The 20,222-nt window shown below is 62.2% G+C and carries 15 protein-coding genes and 1 pseudogene; 7 read left to right on the top strand and 9 right to left on the bottom strand.

Annotation, left to right across the window (positions count from 1 at the left end; genetic code table 11):
- Positions 1-39: 39 nt before the first annotated feature.
- Complete coding sequence (ptsP, locus tag BFX80_RS04070; RefSeq protein WP_084208018.1) at positions 40-2,343, bottom strand: phosphoenolpyruvate--protein phosphotransferase; 2,304 nt, start codon at positions 2,341-2,343, stop codon at positions 40-42.
- 193 nt (positions 2,344-2,536) lie between these two features.
- A pseudogene (locus BFX80_RS04065) lies at positions 2,537-3,010 on the bottom strand (RNA pyrophosphohydrolase); the annotation flags it as partial.
- Between the two features lie 259 nt (positions 3,011-3,269).
- Here BFX80_RS04065 and BFX80_RS04060 point away from each other — a divergent pair.
- A complete protein-coding gene (locus BFX80_RS04060; RefSeq protein ID WP_077375196.1) occupies positions 3,270-3,926 on the top strand; it encodes a histidinol-phosphatase in 657 nt (218 codons plus the stop codon).
- A gap of 254 nt (positions 3,927-4,180) precedes the next feature.
- Positions 4,181-5,572, top strand: coding sequence for an FAD-dependent oxidoreductase (locus BFX80_RS04055; protein WP_077375199.1), 1,392 nt, complete (start codon positions 4,181-4,183; stop codon positions 5,570-5,572).
- A 189-nt stretch (positions 5,573-5,761) separates the two neighbouring features.
- On the opposite strand, the gene rsd is transcribed toward BFX80_RS04055, so the two are convergent.
- The 6 genes from rsd to BFX80_RS04025 all read right to left on the bottom strand — a co-directional run bounded on the left by rsd (position 5,762) and on the right by BFX80_RS04025 (position 12,983).
- Positions 5,762-6,256: a sigma D regulator gene (rsd, locus tag BFX80_RS04050; protein ID WP_077375202.1), complete on the bottom strand. Its 495-nt coding sequence runs from the start codon at positions 6,254-6,256 to the stop codon at positions 5,762-5,764.
- Between the two features lie 125 nt (positions 6,257-6,381).
- Positions 6,382-6,942 carry a disulfide bond formation protein B gene (locus BFX80_RS04045; protein ID WP_084208017.1) on the bottom strand — a complete coding sequence of 187 codons (561 nt, stop codon included), beginning with the start codon at positions 6,940-6,942 and terminating at the stop codon, positions 6,382-6,384.
- Positions 6,943-7,202: 260 nt separating this feature from the next.
- On the bottom strand, positions 7,203-8,801 hold the full coding sequence (gshA, locus tag BFX80_RS04040) for a glutamate--cysteine ligase (RefSeq protein WP_084208016.1): 1,599 nt from the start codon (positions 8,799-8,801) through the stop codon (positions 7,203-7,205).
- 163 nt (positions 8,802-8,964) lie between these two features.
- The gene (locus tag BFX80_RS04035) at positions 8,965-11,388 is read right to left on the bottom strand and encodes a Tex family protein (protein WP_084208015.1); all 2,424 of its coding nucleotides are present in this window, start codon (positions 11,386-11,388) and stop codon (positions 8,965-8,967) included.
- Between the two features lie 139 nt (positions 11,389-11,527).
- On the bottom strand, positions 11,528-12,025 hold the full coding sequence (msrB, locus tag BFX80_RS04030) for a peptide-methionine (R)-S-oxide reductase MsrB (RefSeq protein WP_084208014.1): 498 nt from the start codon (positions 12,023-12,025) through the stop codon (positions 11,528-11,530).
- A 196-nt stretch (positions 12,026-12,221) separates the two neighbouring features.
- On the bottom strand, positions 12,222-12,983 hold the full coding sequence (locus BFX80_RS04025; protein ID WP_084208013.1) for an SDR family oxidoreductase: 762 nt from the start codon (positions 12,981-12,983) through the stop codon (positions 12,222-12,224).
- A 565-nt stretch (positions 12,984-13,548) separates the two neighbouring features.
- Here BFX80_RS04025 and BFX80_RS04020 point away from each other — a divergent pair.
- From BFX80_RS04020 to BFX80_RS03995, 5 genes are all read left to right on the top strand, one after another.
- Complete coding sequence (locus tag BFX80_RS04020) at positions 13,549-14,091, top strand: FxsA family protein (protein WP_084208012.1); 543 nt, start codon at positions 13,549-13,551, stop codon at positions 14,089-14,091.
- A gap of 511 nt (positions 14,092-14,602) precedes the next feature.
- Complete coding sequence (locus BFX80_RS04010) at positions 14,603-14,896, top strand: co-chaperone GroES (protein ID WP_043331438.1); 294 nt, start codon at positions 14,603-14,605, stop codon at positions 14,894-14,896.
- A gap of 56 nt (positions 14,897-14,952) precedes the next feature.
- Positions 14,953-16,602: a chaperonin GroEL gene (gene groL, locus BFX80_RS04005; protein ID WP_065392449.1), complete on the top strand. Its 1,650-nt coding sequence runs from the start codon at positions 14,953-14,955 to the stop codon at positions 16,600-16,602.
- Between the two features lie 313 nt (positions 16,603-16,915).
- Complete coding sequence (locus BFX80_RS04000; RefSeq protein WP_084208010.1) at positions 16,916-17,725, top strand: RNA methyltransferase; 810 nt, start codon at positions 16,916-16,918, stop codon at positions 17,723-17,725.
- Between the two features lie 334 nt (positions 17,726-18,059).
- On the top strand, positions 18,060-18,269 hold the full coding sequence (locus BFX80_RS03995; protein ID WP_077375227.1) for a hypothetical protein: 210 nt from the start codon (positions 18,060-18,062) through the stop codon (positions 18,267-18,269).
- 254 nt (positions 18,270-18,523) lie between these two features.
- Here BFX80_RS03995 and rpsA read toward each other — a convergent pair whose 3' ends face one another.
- The gene (gene rpsA / locus BFX80_RS03990; RefSeq protein ID WP_077375230.1) at positions 18,524-20,203 is read right to left on the bottom strand and encodes a 30S ribosomal protein S1; all 1,680 of its coding nucleotides are present in this window, start codon (positions 20,201-20,203) and stop codon (positions 18,524-18,526) included.
- Positions 20,204-20,222 lie beyond the last annotated feature (19 nt).

Genomic DNA, 20,222 nt, shown 5'->3' with positions numbered 1-20,222 from the left:
GAGGCAGGAGCGCAGGTCTGCGATCCTGCCTGCAAGTCGCTAACGAGAGACTGCCGCCTGGACCGCACTGGCATCCGGCGTGTGGTCACGCGGTGGCAACAGATGCGCCAGCTCCCATGCCTGCATGCGCTCCAGCAGCAGGCCATGCACCTGATTGGCCGTCGGCTGACACAGGACCTCGCTGACCAGCCCCTGGGCTGCCGCCAACGACACGCGGCGAATGGCGGCACGGACACGTGGCAGGCTGGGCGCATTCATCGACAGACCATCAAAGCCCATTCCCAGCAGCAGCAAGGCACCGGCAGGGTCACCGGCCAGCTCACCGCAGACGCTCACCGGCATGCCCAGCGCTTTCGATTCTTCCGCCAGGCGCGCCAGCGCGCGCAATACCGCCGGGTGACACGCATCATAGAGACTCGCCACTCGTGGGTTATTGCGGTCCACCGCCAACAGGTACTGGGTGAGGTCGTTGGACCCCACCGAGAAGAAGTCGACCCGGGTCGCGAGCGCTTCCAGCTGATAGAGGGCCGCCGGCACCTCGATCATCACGCCGACGCTGGGCCGTGAGACGTTGACACCGTCTTCCGCCAGCTCGATCAAGGCACGATTGACCAGCGCCAGCGCGGCATCCACCTCCTCGATCCCCGAGACCATCGGCAACATGATACGCAGATTGTCCAGGCCCTCGGCGGCGCGCAGCATGGCACGCAGCTGCACCATCAGGACTTCCGGGTGATCCAGTGTCACGCGTATGCCGCGCCAGCCAAGGAAGGGGTTGGCCTCCTTGATGGGGAAATAGGGAAGATCCTTGTCGCCCCCGATATCCAGCGTACGCATGGTGACAGGCAGAGGGGCAAAACCGGCCAGCTGCTCACGGTAGAGTCGTGCCTGCTCCTGCTCGCTGGGGAAGCGATCATTCATCATGAAGGGCACTTCCGTGCGGTAGAGCCCCACGCCGCCAACCCGGGTCTTGAGCGAGGCCACGGCATCCAGCGCCAGGCCGGTATTGACCATCAATGGCATCACATGGCCATCAGGCGTCACGCTCGGCAGATCCTGCTCCTGCTCCAGCAGCACGCTCAGCGCCTGCTCCTCGGCGATCAGCCGCGAATAATGCACGCTGAGCTCATGCTCCGGACGCACCACCAGACGACCGCGATGGCCATCGAGGATCACCGGCGCGCCACCCAGGCGTGACAGCGGCAGATCCACCATCCCGAGCACGGTCGGAATTCCCATGGCCCGCGCCAGGATGGCGACGTGGGAGGTGCTGGACCCGCTGACCGCCACCAGTCCCTTGAGCCGCTCACGCGGTACCTCGCCCAGTGTCGCCGGGCTGATCTCATGGCCGATCAGGATGGTGTTCTCGGGGTACTCGATCGGGCCGCTGTCGCCCTCCTCCTGCAGATGCGCGAGCACCCGCCGGCCAAGATCGCGGATATCCGCGGCGCGCTCACGCAGATAGTCATCATCCACGCGCTCGAGATACTGAACATGCCGGCGCACGATATCGGCCAGTGCCGCAGGCGCCCACTGCCCTTCCCGGATACGCTTCTCGACTTCCTGGCCCAGCGCCGCGTCGCCCAGCATCTGCTGGTAGACCTCGAACAGCGCATGCTCCTGAGTGGAGATACGACTGGCCAGCCGCTCTGCCGCGACACGGATTTCCTCGCGCACGGCGTTGATCGCCTCCTTCAGGCGAGCGATCTCGAAGTCGATGTCGGTGGGAATGAGGTCCGGCACCGAGTCCAGATCCGCCGGCGGAGAGAGCACGAAGGCCTTGCCGATGACGACGCCGGGAGACCCGGCGACTCCCTTGAAGGTCGCCTGGCCGCTGGTCCCGGCCAGCTTGCCCAGTGCCCCGGTCGCCAACGCATGCGCCAGCACACCCGCCAGCTGCGCGCCCAGCGTGACAAGAAAGGCTTCTTCGCCCTCATCGAAACGACGCTTCTCGTGCTGCTGGATGACCAGTACGCCGAGCACGCGGCGCTGATGGATGATGGGGACGCCCAGGAAGCTGGAGAAGCGCTCCTCGCCGGTTTCCTCGAAATACCGGAACTGGGGATGCGCCGGGGCATCCTCGAGGTTGAGCGGCTCCTCTCTGAGCGCCACCATGCCCACCAGCCCTTCACCGCGCGCCATGCTGACCTGTCCCACGGAAGACGAGCGCAGGCCAATGGTGTCCTTGAGCACGAATCGGTCCGTCTCGGGCGCCAGAAGGTAGACGGAACAGACATCCGTCTTCATGGCCTTGCGAATGCGCAACACCATCGTCGCCAGCGCCGCGTCGAGTGAACGCGCGCCATTGACCTCCTGAACGATACGCCGCAATACCTCAAGCATGGTGTACCTCGAGCATGACGCGCCTCACGAGGAAACAGGGTTCCTGGCCCGGACGCGCACGTTGCAGATGATGAGCCCGACCTCAATCGGGGATGTGGCGATCATTTCCCGTCGGCCTGATGGCGACCTTGTCCTCGCTGCAGGGCATGTTGCCTTGCACCGCCGAGAGCGGCAGGTTGCCCTGCGAATCCACCAGTCGTTGCAGACGCGGTGCCAGTTCACGCAACGCGCGCCGGTAGACCTCGCGCTTGAAGGCCACGACCTGACCCAGCGGATACCAGTAACTGACCCACCGCCAACCATCGAACTCCGGCTTGGGCGTGGAATCCACACTCACGCGGTTGTCCTGACAGCGGATCTGCAACAGGAACCACTTCTGTTTCTGACCGATGCAGATCGGTCGGGAGTGCGTTCTCACCATGCGTCTGGGCAACCGGTAGCGCAGCCAACCTCGGGTACAGGCCAGTATCTCGACGTCCTCGGCCTTGAGGCCGATCTCTTCCTCGAGTTCACGATACAACGCCTGTTGCGGTGTCTCGTTTGGCTTGATGCCCCCTTGCGGAAACTGCCACGCATTCTGTCCTACCCGGCGCGCCCAGAGCAGCTGGCCCTCACAGTTGGCAATGATGATGCCAACGTTGGGGCGAAAGCCGTCAGCGTCGATCACGGATGTCACCTTTGATTCGTTAATTGAAACCATTCTTCCACAAAGGCTGAAAGCGCTTCAATACGCGGTTTGGCGGTGTGAAAGGCCAGGCACGTCTGCAATAATCGACCCCTTCACCGTATTGCACTGCAACACCGCCTTCGGAAATCCTCCGTTGGCCCCCGTACACCCGCGCAAACACTGGGCCGGCGACCTTGCCGCGCCCCTCTGTCTGCGTCCGTCGCCCACGCCAACGGCTGGGCTGAGCAAGGAGTTCTCCGTGAGTCTGGCCATCTTTGATCTCGACAATACCCTGATCGCCGGGGACAGCGATCACGCCTGGGGCGAGTTCCTGGTTGAACAAGGCGCTGTCGACGCTGACACCTACCGTGAAGCCAACGAGCGCTATTTCCAGCTCTATCAGAGTGGCGAACTGGACATTCACGAGTACCTGGCCTTCTCACTCAAGCCGCTGGCCGAGAACAGTCCGGAACAACTCGCCGCCTGGCACCAGCAGTTCATGGCCGCCAAGATCGAGCCCATCATTCTGGCACGGGCAGAAGAGCTGCTGGCGCGTCACCGTGCACGCGGCGATACGCTGCTGATCATCACCGCCACCAACCGCTTCATCACTGCCCCCATCGCCGAGCGCCTTGGCGTGGATGACCTGATCGCCATCGAGCCCGAGATCATCGACGGGCGCTACACCGGCCGCGTCGACGGAGTTCCCAGCTTCCAGGGCGGCAAGGTCACTCGCCTCGAAGCCTGGCTTGCCGAGCGTGATCACACCCTGGATGGCAGCACCTTCTATAGTGACTCCATCAATGATCTTCCGCTGCTCGAGCGTGTCGATACTGCCATTGCAGTGGACCCGGATGAGCAACTGTTGGCGACCGCCCAGCAGCGCGGATGGCGCATCATCTCACTGCGCGACTGACAAGCCATTGATTTTAAAACAAATAATCGACCTATAAGGGAATGCAGCTTCATCTATAAGGTTTTCATGTGGCTACAGGCATTCACCATAAAGTCGACCTTATTTGCTGAATCATTTCGCGTCCGATGTGTCTATAATGTGTGTCCATCGAACCGTCGAGCCTGACGAGGCATGCCCCGTCACGGCAGGACGGCCCCCGGTAGCCCGGTCGGGTGCCGGGGGATGTCCCTCACCAACTCTGAGCGTGAGCAGCCATGTCCTCAACGACATACGATGTCCTGATTGTGGGTGGCGGCGTGTCCGGCACCGCCCTTCTCTATGAACTCGCCCGCTACACCGACCTCTCGTCGGTCGGCCTGGTGGAAAAATACGACCATGTCGCGATCGTCAACTCGCACGGTCGCAACAACTCCCAGACCATCCACTGCGGCGACATCGAGACCAACTACACGGTCGAGAAGGCGCGCGTGACCAAGCGCACCGCAGGCATGGTGGTCAACTTCGCCACCAAGCTCAGCGAGAGTGAGCGCGATCACATCGTCTACAAGTACCCGAAGATGGTACTGGCGGTCGGCGCCAAGGAATGCCAGTTCCTGCGCAAGCGCTTCGAGACCTTCAAGCCACTGTTCCCGAATCTGAAGCTGCTCGAGCGTGATGACATCGCTGAGCTTGAGCCGAAGGTCGTGGAAGGTCGCCGTCCGGACGAGGAAATCGTCGCGCTGGGTTCCACCGACGAATACACCGCCGTCAACTACACCACCCTGTCGGAGGCCTTCGTCAGCGAAGGCGAGAAGGCAGCGGCCGAGAAAGGCATGAACTTCGACGTTCGCCTCTCGACCGCCGTGGAAGACATCCGCAAGGAAGGTGACGTCTACAAGGTCAAGACGGACAAGGGCGAGCTCAGCGCACGCTATGTCGTGGTCAGCGCCGGTGGTCACTCCCTGCTGTTCGCCCACAAGATGGGCTACGGACTGGACAAGTCCTGCCTGCCGATGGCTGGCTCCTTCTACTTCACGCCGAAGGTGCTCAACGGCAAGGTCTACACCATCCAGAACGAGAACCTGCCGTTCGCCGCCGTCCACGGCGACCCGGACGTGCTGGTGGAAGGCAAGACCCGCTTCGGGCCGACCGCTCTGATGCTGCCGCTGCTGGAGCGCTACAACGGCAAGACCTTCTGGGAGTTCCTCAAGGTACTGCGCATGGACCGCAACGTCGTCAAGGCCCTGTGGGACCTGATGAAGGTGCGCGACATCCGCAACTACATCTTCAAGAACTTCATGTTCGAGGTGCCGGTACTGCGTGAGCGCCTGTTCCACGGCGACATCAAGAAGATCGTCCCGAGCCTGGACGTCAAGGATGTCAGCTTCGCCAAGGGCTTCGGCGGCGTACGCCCGCAGCTGATCGACAAGAGCAAGCAGAAGCTCGTGATGGGCGAAGCCAAGATCAATCCGGGCACCGGCATCGTCTTCAACATGACGCCGTCACCGGGTGGCACCAGCTGTCTGGGCAACGCCGAGAAGGACATGTATCTCGCTCAGGAATTCCTTGGTTTCAACATCGACAAGGATGCCTTCGAGCGTGACCTGCTCACCGGCGAGATCGAGCTGACCGAACTCGAACGCCCGGAAGCCTCTTCCCTGATGTGATACGCCGCGCGGCGCCAACCGCCGCGCAGGTGAGCTGAAGGAAGTCGAGCCGAACGAAAAGCCCCCGCCAGCATCTGCTGACGGGGGCTTTTTCGTGTTGCCACTGACGGCGGCTGGCACTCAGCACTCAGTACTCAGCACTCAGCACTCAGCACTCAGGCGGACAGCATGTCTGCCTGAGTCATTCGCTCATGCCACGGGTTGCCGCGAGTGAGCCAGTGGCTCGTGTACCGCATGCAGGCGCTGAATCAGTTGATCTTCCAGCGCGAAGCGCTCCGTCAGCCCCTCCTGAAGACGGGCCAGCCACTCGGGCAGGCGTGTGCGGTAGTGCTGGCAGCGGGTCGGACTCGAGAAGTCTTCATCGAAGGACAGTACCAGCTCCGTCGAGGGCTCCAGACGCAGCATCAACTTCTCCGCAGCGGCCAGAGCCTGGGTATCCTCGAAGACACGCCCCTCTTCCTTGAGCTGAGGATAGACTTCGAAATGGCCCGCCGAGATGTAATCCATCAACAGCTCGATGAAGCGATTGACGCGTGTCATGTCGAGCTGCTCGAGATCATTGACGCAGGCCTCGTGCAGATCCATGAAGCAGACCAGCATCTCGCGTCGCTGATCCAGCCAGCGATCAACCAACTGATGAACGCCACGAAAGCGTTCCGCCGCAGTGGTGCATTCCTCCAGCATGGGCGCCTCCTCTGGCATGACCCGAACGGTGGGGCTGACATCAGGTGCTCACCCCGCTGCCAACCCACTATCCTCCATGCGACGGACGCTGCCAACCCCCCACCATGGTGGCAGGCGTCATGCCCTCAACGCCGGAAGCTGCTCCACAGCATGGCCAGCGGTACCAGCGTCAGAGCACAGAAGCCGATCAACGACCACTGAGGGATCGAGAGCCCCAGCCACTGGGCACTGATCTGCGCGCATTCACCGGAGGCATTGAGCACTTGGGTGATCACGTCCCATACCGGCAGCACTTCCAGCATGTAGTTGAGGCCCGGGCCACAGGCCGGCACCTGATCCGGCGGAAGGGATTGCAGCCAGACATGACGACCGGCCAGCACGATGGCACCCACACTGCCCGCCAGCGCACCCAGCGCATAGACGCGGGTACCGATACGCCCCGGCCCATGCACGGCACCCAGCAGGAAGAAGACGCCTGCCACGGCCACCGCCACGCGCTGGAAGATGCACAGCGAACACGGTGCCAGACCAAAGGCAAACTGCAGCACGAAGGCGACACCGAGCAGCAACGCGCACCCCAGCGCCCCCAGCAGGCACCACTGACGACCGCTCCAGCGCGCCAGACAGGCGAGCCCCCCACCCTGGCGTGTCGGCTGTTGTCCTGATTGATTGTCCGCGTGTGTCATTTGCTGTCCTTGCCGTCCGACTCCGCTGGAGTCATTGGTGAGAAATGGCGCGATCACGAAGACATCTCTCCATGACCACCTCAGAGCATGCGTGGCGTCATTGCCTGGCCAGGACGCACGCATGGGCCAGAGACATCATCGGCGCCTCAAGTCTGAGGCGCCGATGATGTCGCGATGGCCGGTGTCGCCGCGATCAGCGATGGATGCCTATCATGCCGCGCAGGGATGACCTGAACATGAATCGGCGTTGCATCGACGAGTCAGGCCGGTTGCGTGGCATGCGCCGAGGCAAAGTATTCGGCCATGAAGGTATCGAAGTCCTGATGGTCGCCGGCCTCGATATCGCCCTGTTGCTGCAGGGAGGTCTCGACCAGTTGATCCAGCAGGTAGCCACGTGCACGCTCCATCGGCTCCGTCTTGAACTGCTCGGCCTGCCCCTTGGCCAGTGCCAGCACTTCATCGACGAAGTTGCTGCCGTTGTCGAGCATGCTGGTCAGCAGACGGCCCGAGGGCGTGGTCTGGGCATCGTCAAAGCGCGGCGCGAGTGCCGCCAGCGCATCGCGATGCTCGCTGCCTGACTTGTGATTCTCGTCCAGCAGGCTTGCCACTTCGCCAAGCTCATCCATCACGTTGGCGGCCAGTTCACGCAGACGCCGCTCCTCACCCTTGACGTTCAGGGTCAGCTCGGGGTCACGTCCCGCCTCCACGACGCGTCGCTTGCTGTCGTCAAGGTTGGCGCATTCCTCGTCATCGATCCATGGGCTCTCGGTCAGCAGACACCAGATCAGGAAGGTATCGAGGAAGCGGATCTGCGTCTCGTCGATCCCCACCGGCAGGAAGGGATTGAGATCCAGGCAGCGCACCTCGATGTATTCGACACCCCGGCCTTCCAGCGCCTGGCTGGGCGTCTCGTTGTGCCGGGTGACACGCTTGGGACGGATGTCGGAGTAGTACTCGTTCTCGATCTGCAGGATGTTACTGGAGAGCTGCGACCAGCTGCCATCAGCCTGCTTCACCCCCAGCTTCTCGTAGTCCTTCCACGGCGTGACGATGGCGTGACGCAGCGTCCCGACGAAGTTGTCCAGCGAGTTGAAGCAGATCTTGAGCTGCGCCTGGACCTTGTTCTGGTAGCCCAGGTCCGACATGCGCAGGCTGGTGGCATAGGCCGAGACCAGACTGCGGTCGGCCTGACGCTTGAGGCGGTCATCATTGCCGCCATCCAGGAAGCTTTCGTCGATCCCCGGCGAGGCGCCGAACAGATAGAGCAGAATCCAGCTATGGCGACGGAAGTTGCGGATCAGCTCGAAGTAGCGGCGCGAGCGGAAGTCACGCGCATCCTCGCCTTCGGCATTCTCCATCTTCTGAAGCAGCGTCCAGAAATCATCCGGCAGCGAGAAGTTGTAATGGATACCGGCAATGGACTGCATGATGCGCCCGTAGCGCACATCCAGTCCCTTGCGGTAGACATGCTTCATGGTGCCGGTGTTGGAGGTGCCATAATCCGCGATCGGCACGCTGTCATTGCCGTTCAGCCTCGGCGGCATGCTGGCCGGCCAGATCAGCTCATCCCCCAGATTGCGATAGCTGAAACGATGCAGGTCCGCCAGAAACTCCAGGGAATCCTTGGGACGCGAGAAGACCGGCGTGATGTACTCGAGCAGCGACTCGGAATAATCCGTGGTGATGTACGGGTGAGTCAGCTTGGACCCCAGAGCACGCGGGTGCGGGGTCTGGCTGATGCGGCCGTCGGCGTCGACCCTGAGGCCTTCTTTCTCGATGCCACGGCGCAGACGCCCGAAGAGTCCCTGACGGGCGGGGGCCTTGAGTCGCGCAATGGCGGACGCGAGTTGCTCGGACAAGGTATTGACCCTTTCGCATGGGGAGAAGCCCAGCCTCTCCGGTCGAGTTGGATGACCATGGCCCGCGGACTGCACCGGATGCCATGCAAGACGCGAACGGCATCCACCGTTCGCGTCAGTCAGTATGCCCACATTATGGGCGCGTAAAAAATGCTTTCAAGGCTTATGATTTCGACTTGCGTGCATTGAGCAGGGCCGCTGCCATGGCATTGTTGGCGGGTGCCGCTCCGCCTCCTTCACTGGAGCCGCTGGCGCGACCGCCTCGTTCCTGACGGCCACCGCCGGTCTGGGAGCGCCCTCCACGATTGCCCTCGCCCCCGCGTCGCGCCTCGCCTCCCGCGCCTTTTTCACCGGGAGTATCGCTCATGCGCATGCTCAGCGCGATGCGTCCACGCGGTATGTCGACCTCCATCACCTTGACGCTGACGATGTCACCGGCCTTCACCACCTCACGCGGGTCGGCAACATACTTTTGCGACAGAGCAGAGATGTGTACCAGGCCATCCTGATGCACACCGATGTCCACGAAGGCCCCGAAATGGGTGACGTTGGTCACGACACCTTCAAGTTTCATGCCCGGTTCGAGATCCTTGAGCGTCTCGACCCCTTCCTTGAACTCGGCGAAGCGGAATTCAGGACGCGGGTCGCGCCCCGGCTTGTCCAGCTCCCGCAGGATGTCCGTGACTGTCGGCAACCCGAAGTGATCATCCGTGAACTCGGCAGGCTTCACGCTGCGCAGGAAGCTGCTGTCGCCCAGCAGGCTGGGTAGCTCACGGCCATGCGCCTTGGCGATACGCTCGACCAGCGGGTAGGCCTCAGGGTGAACGGCGCTGGCATCCAGCGGGTTCTCACCCTCGGCAATACGCAGGAAGCCGGCGCACTGCTCGAAGGTACGTGGCCCGAGCCGACTGACCTTCAGAAGCTCCTTGCGCGAGGCGAAGCGGCCATTGGCATCACGATGCGCGACGATGTTCTCGGCAAGCGTGGTATTCAGACCCGCGACGCGTGACAGCAGCGCACTGGACGCCATGTTGAGATCGACACCGACGCCATTGACGCAGTCCTCGACCACCGCCTCCAGACTGCGCCCCAGCTGCACCTGACTGACATCATGCTGATACTGGCCGACCCCGATGGACTTGGGCTCGATCTTAACCAGCTCGCCGAGCGGGTCCTGCAGGCGACGGGCGATGGAGACCGCGCCACGAATGGTCACGTCCAGATCCGGGAACTCACGCGCGGCATATTCCGAAGCGGAGTAGATGGACGCCCCTGCCTCGTTGACCATCACCTTCTGCAGGCGACGACCGGACAGGCGGGTCAGCACGTCGGCGGCCAGCTTGTCGGTCTCGCGTGATGCGGTCCCGTTGCCGATGGCGATCAGCTCGACATCATGACGCTCGACCAGCCTGACCAGCTCCGCCACCGAGGCATCCCAACGATTGTGAGGCGCATGCGGGTAGAGGGTGGCCTGATCGACATACTTGCCGGTGGCGTCCACCACCGCGACCTTGACGCCGGTACGCAGGCCCGGGTCCAGCCCCAGGGTGGCCTTGGGCCCCGCCGGGGCTGCCAGCAGCAGATCCTTCAGGTTGTCGGCGAAGACCTGGATGGCCTCCTGCTCGGCACGCTCACGCAGGCGGCCGATCAGCTCGCTTTCCAGATGGGTATAGAGCTTGACCCGCCAGGTCCAGCGCACCACCTCCTTCAACCAGCGATCCGCGGCGCGCCCCTGGTCCTCGAGGGAGAAATGCGCCGCGATGGCACCCTCCATCGGGTGCCGCGGCAACTCGTCCTCGCCTTCCAGCTTGAGCGCGAGGCTCAGCACGCCTTCATTGCGACCCCGCAGCATGGCCAGCGCGCGATGCGACGGTGCCTTGTGCAGCGGCTCGTCGTGTTCGAAGTAATCGGAGAACTTGGCGCCTTCCTGTTCCTTGCCCTTCATCACCCGGGCACTGAGGATACCGTCATCCCACAGACGCTGACGCAGACGACCGACAAGCGCGGCGTCTTCCGCGAAGCGCTCCATCAGAATCTGCTTGGCCCCATCCAGTGCCGCCTTGGGGTCGGCCACGTCCTTGTCGGCATCGACGAAGCCAGCTGCCTCGTCTTCCGGCACGAGCGTCGGGTCGCCAAGCAAGGCATCCGCCAACGGCTCAAGACCCGCCTCACGGGCAATCTGGGCCTTGGTACGACGCTTCTTGCGATACGGCAGGTAGAGGTCTTCCAGACGCTGCTTGCTGTCGGCAGCCAGCACATCGCGCTCGAGACTCGCGGTCAGCTTGCTCTGCTCGGCAATGGATTCGAGTACCACCTGACGGCGCTCTTCCAGCTCACGCAGGTAGCGCAGGCGCTCTTCCAGAAGACGCATCTGGGTGTCATCCAGCCCGCCGGTCGCCTCCTTGCGGTAACGCGAGATGAAGGGCACGGTGGCGCCGCCATCCAGCAGCTCCACCGTCGCGGTGATCTGTTCTTCACGCACGTCCAGCTCCGCCGCCAGCGCCTGCTGGATACGGCGAGCGGTAGCAGCAGGCGACAGCGTCGGTGCAGGGCGAGCGGTAGTGGCGTCAGTTGCGGTAGCGTCCATGAAACATCGATCCCTTCACGACTATGATTCTGGTGACAAGACGCAGGCGGCCCGGTCGCTGAGTCGACCGGGCCGCCTGCATCACGATGCCGTCACGTTACCACAAAGCCCGTGGATTGCTTTAGCTTCACAGGCCCCCTCAGGCCGGCACGAAACGCAGCGCCACCCCATTGTTGCACCAGCGCAGTCCCGTGGGCCTGGGGCCGTCCTCGAACACGTGTCCCTGATGCCCTCCGCAGCGTGCGCAGTGATATTCTGTACGCGGCCACACCAGCCCGTAGTCCGTCTTGGTCAACAGATGCCCTTCGATATGATCGAAGAAACTCGGCCAGCCAGTGCCGGACTCGAACTTGGTACGCGAGGTGAACAGCGTAAGGTCACAGCCGGCACAACGGTACTCACCGTCACGCGATTCCTTGTTGAGCGCGCTGGAGCCTGAGCGCTCGGTGCCTTCCTCGCGCAGCACGCGATACTGCTCTGCACTCAGGCGTGCGCGCCACTCGTCATCATCCAGCACGAGCTCGGCAATGTCCGGCGAGCGCTCCAGCTCAAGCTCCGGGCGAGCGGCAGCCAATCCCGGCAGTGCCAACATCGCACCGCCACCCAATACAAGCCCCATGAATTGGCGACGTTGCATGACGAATCTCCTTTATCCGATATGAACCGCGATACCGGGATTACGCACGGCACGCCTCGTTGGATGCATGTCACCTTGGCCCTCGCACGCAAGTCGACTCTCTCGCATGCACGAAAAAGCCCCCATATCGGCAGATCCGGCATGGGGGCTTGCGCATTCACAGAGGGAGGCATGACGTCAGGCAGGAGACATCGGCTCAGATACGCAGACCGCCATCACATTCGATCACGCGCCCCGTGAAGTAATCATTGTCGAAGATGAAGGCCACGCTGCCCGCGATGTCTTCCGGACGTCCCAGATCACGCATCGGGATGCCACTCTTGATCTTGTCGAGCATCTCCGGCTTCATGCCGGCGGTCATTTCAGTGGCGATGAAGCCCGGTGCCACGGCACCGACACGAATCTTGTAGCGCGCCAGCTCCTTGGCCCAGGTGACGCTCATCGCGGCGACACCCGCCTTGGCTGCGGTGTAATTGCTCTGCCCCATGTTGCCGGCGCGCGAGATGCTGGAGATGTTGACGATCACGCCCGGCTGACCGGCCTCGATCATCTGACTGGCGGCTTCACGCGTGCACAGGAAGACACCGGTCAGATTGACATCGATGACCTGCTGCCAGCTGGACAGCGACATGGTCTTCTCCACGACTCCATCACGCGCCTTGATCAGCAGACCATCTCGGGTAATGCCGGCATTGTTGACCAGACCACTCACCGGACCCAGCGCCGCCTTGATGGCAGAGAAGGCTTGCGTGACGGAGGCCTCGTCCGCGACGTCGGTCACGAACCCCTGCGCCTTGATGCCCGCCGCTTCCAGGCTCGAGACAGCGTCATCCAGACCGCCCTGTTCGATATCCAGCAGCGCCAGCACGGCGCCCTTCTCACCCAGATGTCGCGCCATGGCCAGCCCCAGCCCACGAGCGCCGCCCGTAATCGCGATGACCTTGTCGTCAAGCTTCATGTCCCGTCTCCCAGGTTGTCTGCCGACAGCGAGAAATGCCTGCCGGGTGCGAGGCCCGCATGCCGTACGAGCGTCACGATCAATGTGTCGAGTGTCCCGCACCGCGTCCATCCGCGTGTGCCACCGTGACTGGAGCTGTCACGGATGACGAACGCTGCAGGCTCACGGTGAATCTGCATGACGCAGTGCAACAGATTGCGACGTGTCCTGCCTCAACGCTGGCCCAACCGGCCAACGCAACCGGTCTCGTCATCAACGTAGCGGCCTGCAGGCGGGTGCTGATGCGGCGTGCCCATGCTGCTTCCGGCCGCCATGGGGCCCGCCTGGTCAGGCGTATCGTTGCTACCTTCGGACACTTGAGACATCCGTCGCGCCTGACACGGTATCACTCGCTGTCATTGTGCACTGCAACATCCAGCATGGCACCGCTCTACCACCAGCGCCAGCCATCCACGTCGGCCGGCATGAGCCTTTCATGACACCGATTCGACTGTTCCCCATCCTGCTGCTGGTTTACCCTTGACGCATTGGTGCAAGCTGCCATTTACCGGATTCGGGAGAGACGATGCCCATACTGCTAGTGATTACCCTGTTCGGGTTATTGGATTTCGTGGTGCTGTTCAGTCTTGGCAGCCAGATAGGGCTGTTGCCGACGCTGGCACTGGTACTGATCACCGGCGCCGTGGGCCTGCATCTGATTCGACGCGAAGGTCGCGCGACATTGATGCGTGCCCAGGAGCGCCTGCAACGTGGCGAGATGCCCTCCGGTGAACTGATGGAAGGCGCGGCGCTGATCTTCGGTGGCGCGCTGCTCATGGCACCGGGATTTCTCTCGGATGGCCTGGGACTGCTCTGCCTACTGCCGGCCTCGCGTGGACTGCTGACCCGAGGCCTGAGCGGCAATAACGTCATCGCACGCTTCTTCAAGGGTCGCTTCTCCGCACAGAGTCAGTCACGTCAGACGCACTCCGGCAACTGGCAGTCCACGAATCACGGCACTGCCCAGCAGGAGGAGCCACAGCGCGAATCAGGCCGCGCCAATAGCGGCGACAAGGGTGGGCAGCCGCTGGAAGGCGACTACATCAGCCGCGATGAGCCACGTCTGTAGGCCAGCATCGCGCCTCGACAGGCAAAGAGCCCGACGAGCCCCCACTGCATGATGATGATCAAAGCCCGGTACGGGAGCCCATCTCCCCTGCCGGGCTTTTCGTTGCCATGCATGGCCGCGCTGTGCATGGCCGCGCTGTGCATGGCCGCGCTGTGCAACGCGCCTCATCGCTGACACCTAGTACCAATGGACGTCATTCACCGTCGGGCGTCCACATGCCAGAGGCGTATGGCTCAGATACACTCAACTGCTTGATTCAACTCACAGTAGTGCATCGGGATAGTCGGCACCTCAAGTGCGTGCCTTTCAGGCGACGCAGTTGATGACGAGATTTGAAATTTTTTTATGTTCGCCTACTTGAAAGCTGTCCTCTCGCCACCATAAAAGCGGTGCAATGGATAACGGCCTCGCCTCTGCGAGGCCCAACACTCGGTAGGCAACCCCATTGAACGCCAGACGTGCCGGCAAAGACCGGCAGATGGCGGGATTTACCATCAGGAGAACGTGAGCAATGAACATCCGTCCCTTGCACGATCGCGTCGTGGTCCGTCGCGTGGAAGAAGAACAGAAAACTGCAGGTGGCATCGTTCTGCCCGGCAGCGCTCAGGAAAAGCCGACGCGCGGTGAAATTCTTGCCGCCGGCAACGGCCGCATCCTCGAGAACGGTGAAGTTCGCCCGCTTGACGTGAAAGTCGGCGACACCGTCATCTTCAAGGATGGCTACGGCGTCGAGAAGCAGAAGATCGACGGCGAAGAAGTGCTGATCATGAGCGAGAGCGACATCCTCGCCGTGGTGGAAGGCTGATTTCCAGCGTTTCCGGTTTAAATGCTACGACTTACTGATTAAAGGTAGAGATAACAATGGCTGCAAAAGACGTTCGTTTCTCCGATGATGCTCGCAAGCGCATGGCGCGTGGTGTCAATGTCCTGGCGGATGCCGTCAAGACTACCCTCGGCCCGAAAGGCCGCAACGTGGTGCTGGAAAAATCCTTCGGCGCACCGACCGTGACCAAGGACGGCGTGTCCGTCGCCAAGGAAATCGAGCTGAAGGATCGCTTCGAGAACATGGGCGCCCAGATGGTCAAGGAAGTCGCTTCCAAGACTTCCGACGTCGCGGGTGACGGCACCACCACCGCCACCGTGCTGGCTCAGTCCATCGTCAATGAAGGCCTGAAGGGCGTGACCGCCGGCATGAACCCGATGGACCTGAAGCGCGGCATCGACAAGGCCGTCATCGAAGCCGTCAAGGCCGTGCGTGAGCTGTCCGTGCCGTGCACCGACACCAAGGCCATCGCCCAGGTCGGTACCATCTCCGCCAATGGCGACTCTCGCATCGGCGAGATCATCGCGGAAGCGATGGAGAAAGTCGGCAAGGAAGGCGTCATCACCGTCGATGAAGGCCGTGGCTTCGAAGACGAGCTGGAAGTCGTCGAAGGCATGCAGTTCGACCGTGGCTACCTGTCTCCGTACTTCGTCACCAACCAGGACACCATGGCGGTCGAGCTCGAAGACCCGTACATCCTGCTGGTCGACAAGAAGATCTCCAACATCCGCGAACTGCTGCCGGTGCTGGAAGGCGTCGCCAAGTCCGGCAAGCCGCTGGCGATCGTCGCCGAAGACATCGAAGGCGAAGCGCTGGCGACTCTGGTCGTCAACACCATGCGCGGTATCGTCAAGGTCGCGGCCGTCAAGGCGCCGGGCTTCGGTGATCGTCGCAAGGCCATGCTGCAGGACATCGCTGTCCTGACCGGCGGCACCGTGATTTCCGAAGAAGTCGGCCTCAACCTCGAGCAGGCTAACCTGGACCACCTGGGCACCGCCAAGCGCGTGACCATGTCCAAGGAAAACACCACCATCATCGATGGCGCCGGCAACGAAGGCGACATCGAAGCTCGTGTCTCCCAGATCCGCGCGCAGATCGAGGAAACCTCCTCTGACTACGACCGCGAGAAGCTGCAGGAGCGTGTCGCCAAGCTGGCCGGCGGTGTTGCCGTCATCCGCGTCGGTGCTGCTACCGAAGTCGAGATGAAAGAGAAGAAGGCTCGCGTCGAAGACGCCCTGCACTCCACTCGTGCAGCCGTCGAGGAAGGTGTCGTGCCTGGCGGTGGTACCGCCCTGGTTCGCGTCCTCAACCAGCTGACCGAGCTGAAAGGCGACAACGAAGACCAGACTCACGGTATCGCCATCGCGCTGCGCGCCATGGAAGCGCCGCTGCGTCAGATCGTCACCAACGCTGGCGAAGAAGCCTCCGTCGTGCTGAACAACGTCAAGGCAGGTGAAGGCAACTACGGTTACAACGCCTCCACCGGTGTCTACGGCGACATGTTCGAGATGGGCGTGCTGGACCCGGCCAAGGTGACGCGCTCTGCCCTGCAGTCCGCAGCCTCCATCGGCGGCCTGATGATCACCACCGAATGCATGATCGCCGAAGACCCGGAAGACAAGGCAGCTGCCGGCGGCGGCGACATGGGTGGCATGGGCGGAATGGGTGGCATGGGCGGCATGATGTAAGCCAGCCTCACCCCACGACTCACCCGTCGTGACCCGAACCGCTCCTGCGCAAGCAGGGGCGGTTTTTTCATGCCTGACATTCACGCTCCCCGCCGTGACATGCCTCGCTTGCACGGCGCAGGCCGCTACCTGACTCCTCTCGCCCGTCACGCTACACTAGGCGCCACTTTTTTGCGGCGACCTGAGACATTGCCTCTTCGTGATGACAGTGCATGACGCTGGCAGTGCACGAGGCTGGCAGCGCATTGACGCCCACGATCAATGACGACAACCGCTCAGGCCGCGCGCCTCGCTTGCCCAGGATCTTCTTCTCATGACTGATACCTCCAGCTCTGCCTCGAGCCCAGCCACCCTCGACAACGTGCGTGTCGTGCTGGTGCAGACCTTCCATCCCGGCAATATCGGCGCCACCGCTCGCGCCATCCTGACCATGGGCATCAAGGACCTGGTGCTGGTCAACCCGCGCTGCTTCCCCGATGAGGAAGCCACACGCATGGCCAGCGGCGCCGCGGAGCTTCTGGAAAACGCCCGCGTGGTCGAGCGTCTCGAAGACGCCGTCAATGACTGCCAGCTGGTCATCGGTGCCAGTGCCCGCCTGCGCAGTCTGCCGCTGCCTCACTTCGATGAGCCGAGCGAGATGGCCGCGCGCGTCATCGATACCGCCCAGGATGGCAAGGTGGCGCTGGTGTTCGGCCGTGAACGCTTCGGGCTGACCAACGAGGAGATCGGCTGCTGCACGCACCAGGTGTCCATCCCCACCAACCCCGACTACGGCATCCTCAATGTCTCCCAGGCCGTACAGGTACTCGCCCACGAGTGTCGCAGCGCCTGGCGTCGCACCCTGGAGCCGACCAGCGAGGCTCCGGTCGCGCGTCGTGAGGATGACCAGCTGCCGACCCGCGAGCAGCTCGGCCACTTCCACGAGCACCTCGGCCGTGCCCTGCGCGGTTCCGGCTTCCTCAATCAACCGCACTCACAGACCGAAGAGCGTCTGCGTGCACTGTTTGCCCGCGCCGAACCGACACGCCGTGAGCTGTCCATCCTGCGCGGCATGCTGGCCAACCTGGAACGCCAGACCGCGGCCGCTGAAGCCACCAAGCCCGATCAGAGCGAGAACGACTAGACCACGCAGGGCTGGGCGGGGATGGGCCAATCAAGAGACGATGGGGCCGGCAACGACTGGTACTTGGTCTGCTGGCCCGACGCGCCAATCCCACAGGCAGACTGTCAGCTCGACGTCATCGTCCTGACATGGATCAAGGCGCACGCTTGAACATCGTCCAGACTGTAGTGGTCACGACGATGACTCGCGACGGAAGGTGGCAGGGTCACGCAGACCCCGCCGCCCCTGCCGCCACCTCAGGCAAAGACTCCCGATGAGCGCGCGACAGCTCGCCACGAGAGGCGTCACGCCTGACCCTTGCAATGATGTTCATTGAACTCAAGGAGCGCCCACCATGACTCAGACAGCCTCTCTCAGCCCTCAGCAACTGGCCCGCGACATCCAGCAACTGGAAAAGCGCCTGCATCAGATCGACCCGACGGAGCAGCCGGCACAGTACCGCAGCCTCTACTGCACCATCTCCCTGCGCCAGATGCAGCTTCTCGCCCAGAACAGTCAGCGTGTGGACTCCGGGCATTCTCTCGCCAGCGGAATCAACCGGTAACGTCCGCACAGCGAGGACAGGGTGCACAGGCACGATCTCTGCACTTTCCAGACACGATCTCCGCACTTCCCGGACACGATCTCTGGACACAAAAAAACCGCCACCCCGAAGGGTGGCGGTTTTTTTCGTTCCTGCGCATGACATGCGTCGTGTGCAGGATACCGATTCGGAGACGCTGAGGTGGCAACCAGAGGCATGCCACCTCAGCGTGGATCCGGACATCCCGCCTCACGAGGAGGCGGAATGTCTCGGGATCACTCCTGACCCAGCTGCTGCTTGATCAGGTCACCGATGGTCGTCGGGCCGTTGCTCTCGACTTCCTGGGTACGCGGCTTGGCAGCATCGCGACGCGGTGCTTCCACCTGGTCCTTGGACTTGACGGACAGGTTGATCAGGCGGCTCTTGCGATCCACACCGACGATCTTGGCTTCGACAGCATCGCCGACGCTCAGGACGTTGCGTGCGTCTTCGACACGATCAGCGCTGATTTCAGACGCCTTCAGGATGGCGATGACGTCAGTGGCCAGCTCGACCTGAACTTCCTTGGCGTCGATGTCGACAACACGACCGGACACGATGGCGCCCTTGTCGTTGACGGCCAGGTATTCAGAGACCGGATCGCTCTCGAGCTGCTTGATGCCCAGAGAGATGCGCTCACGTTCCGGATCGATGGACAGGATGACCGCTTCAGCTTCTTCACCCTTCTTGTAACGACGCACGGCTTCTTCGCCAGCTTCGTTCCAGGAGATGTCAGACAGGTGAACCAGACCGTCGATGCCGCCTTCCAGACCGATGAAGATACCGAAGTCAGTGATTGACTTGATGGTACCGGAGACACGGTCGCCCTTGTTGTGCTTGCCGCTGAAGTCTTCCCACGGGTTGGTGGTGCACTGCTTGATACCCAGGGAGATACGACGACGCTCTTCGTCGATGTCCAGAATCATCACTTCCACGTCATCGCCGACATTGACGACCTTGGACGGGTGGATGTTCTTGTTGGTCCAATCCATTTCGGACACGTGGACCAGACCTTCGACGCCCTCTTCCAGCTCGGCGAAGCAGCCGTAGTCGGTGAGGTTGGTGACGCGTGCGTTGATCTTGGCGCCTTCCGGGTAGCGAGCCTTGATGTTGACCCACGGATCTTCACCCAGCTGCTTGAGACCCAGAGACACACGGTTGCGCTCGCGGTCGAACTTCAGCACCTTGACGTTGATCTCGTCGCCGACAGCAACGATCTCGGACGGATGCTTGATGCGCTTCCAGGCCATGTCGGTGATGTGCAGCAGGCCGTCAACGCCGCCGAGGTCGACGAAGGCGCCGTAGTCGGTCAGGTTCTTGACGATACCCTGAATCTGCTGACCTTCCTGCAGAGTGGCCAGGAGGGCTTCACGCTCAGCGCTGTTCTCGGCTTCGAGGACGGCACGACGAGACACGACAACGTTGTTGCGCTTGGCGTCGAGCTTGATGACCTTGAAGTCCAGTTCCTTGTTCTCGAGGTGGGCGGTGTCGCGCACAGGGCGGACATCGACCAGAGAACCCGGCAGGAAGGCACGGATGGTGTTGATGTCGACGGTAAAGCCACCTTTGACCTTGCCGTTGATCACGCCCTTGACGATCTCGTCCTTCTCGAAGGCGGCTTCCAGCTCTTTCCACGCTTCGGCACGCTTGGCCTTCTCGCGGGACAGGCGGGTCTCACCGAAGCCATCTTCGACGGCTTCCAGCGCGACCATGACTTCGTCGCCGATGCTGATGGACAGCTGGCCACTTTCGTCACGGAACTGTTCAGACGGAATCTGACCTTCAGATTTCAGACCGGCATTGACAGTGATCCAGTCGCCATCGATATCGACGATGGTAGCGGACACGATTGCGCCCGGCTCCATGTTGATGTCCTGGAGTGACTGTTCAAATAAATCAGCAAAGCTCTCGCTCATGGTATTCCTACATGATCAA

Origin of the sequence: Cobetia marina (genome assembly GCF_001720485.1) — a bacterium.
GTDB lineage: Bacteria > Pseudomonadota > Gammaproteobacteria > Pseudomonadales > Halomonadaceae > Cobetia > Cobetia marina.
Note: the sequence above shows the minus strand (reverse complement) of the source record. Positions and strands in the feature narration are given on the sequence as shown.

Coding starts and splice junctions, on each gene's coding strand:
- ptsP (WP_084208018.1), bottom strand. CDS start 2,343: ATGCTTGAGGTATTGCGGCGTATCGTTCAGGAGGTCAATGGCGCGCGT.
- BFX80_RS04055 (WP_077375199.1), top strand. CDS start 4,181: ATGTCCTCAACGACATACGATGTCCTGATTGTGGGTGGCGGCGTGTCC.
- rsd (WP_077375202.1), bottom strand. CDS start 6,256: ATGCTGGAGGAATGCACCACTGCGGCGGAACGCTTTCGTGGCGTTCAT.
- BFX80_RS04045 (WP_084208017.1), bottom strand. CDS start 6,942: ATGACACACGCGGACAATCAATCAGGACAACAGCCGACACGCCAGGGT.
- BFX80_RS04035 (WP_084208015.1), bottom strand. CDS start 11,388: ATGGACGCTACCGCAACTGACGCCACTACCGCTCGCCCTGCACCGACG.
- msrB (WP_084208014.1), bottom strand. CDS start 12,025: ATGCAACGTCGCCAATTCATGGGGCTTGTATTGGGTGGCGGTGCGATG.
- BFX80_RS04025 (WP_084208013.1), bottom strand. CDS start 12,983: ATGAAGCTTGACGACAAGGTCATCGCGATTACGGGCGGCGCTCGTGGG.
- BFX80_RS04020 (WP_084208012.1), top strand. CDS start 13,549: ATGCCCATACTGCTAGTGATTACCCTGTTCGGGTTATTGGATTTCGTG.
- BFX80_RS04010 (WP_043331438.1), top strand. CDS start 14,603: ATGAACATCCGTCCCTTGCACGATCGCGTCGTGGTCCGTCGCGTGGAA.
- groL (WP_065392449.1), top strand. CDS start 14,953: ATGGCTGCAAAAGACGTTCGTTTCTCCGATGATGCTCGCAAGCGCATG.
- BFX80_RS04000 (WP_084208010.1), top strand. CDS start 16,916: ATGACTGATACCTCCAGCTCTGCCTCGAGCCCAGCCACCCTCGACAAC.
- BFX80_RS03995 (WP_077375227.1), top strand. CDS start 18,060: ATGACTCAGACAGCCTCTCTCAGCCCTCAGCAACTGGCCCGCGACATC.
- rpsA (WP_077375230.1), bottom strand. CDS start 20,203: ATGAGCGAGAGCTTTGCTGATTTATTTGAACAGTCACTCCAGGACATC.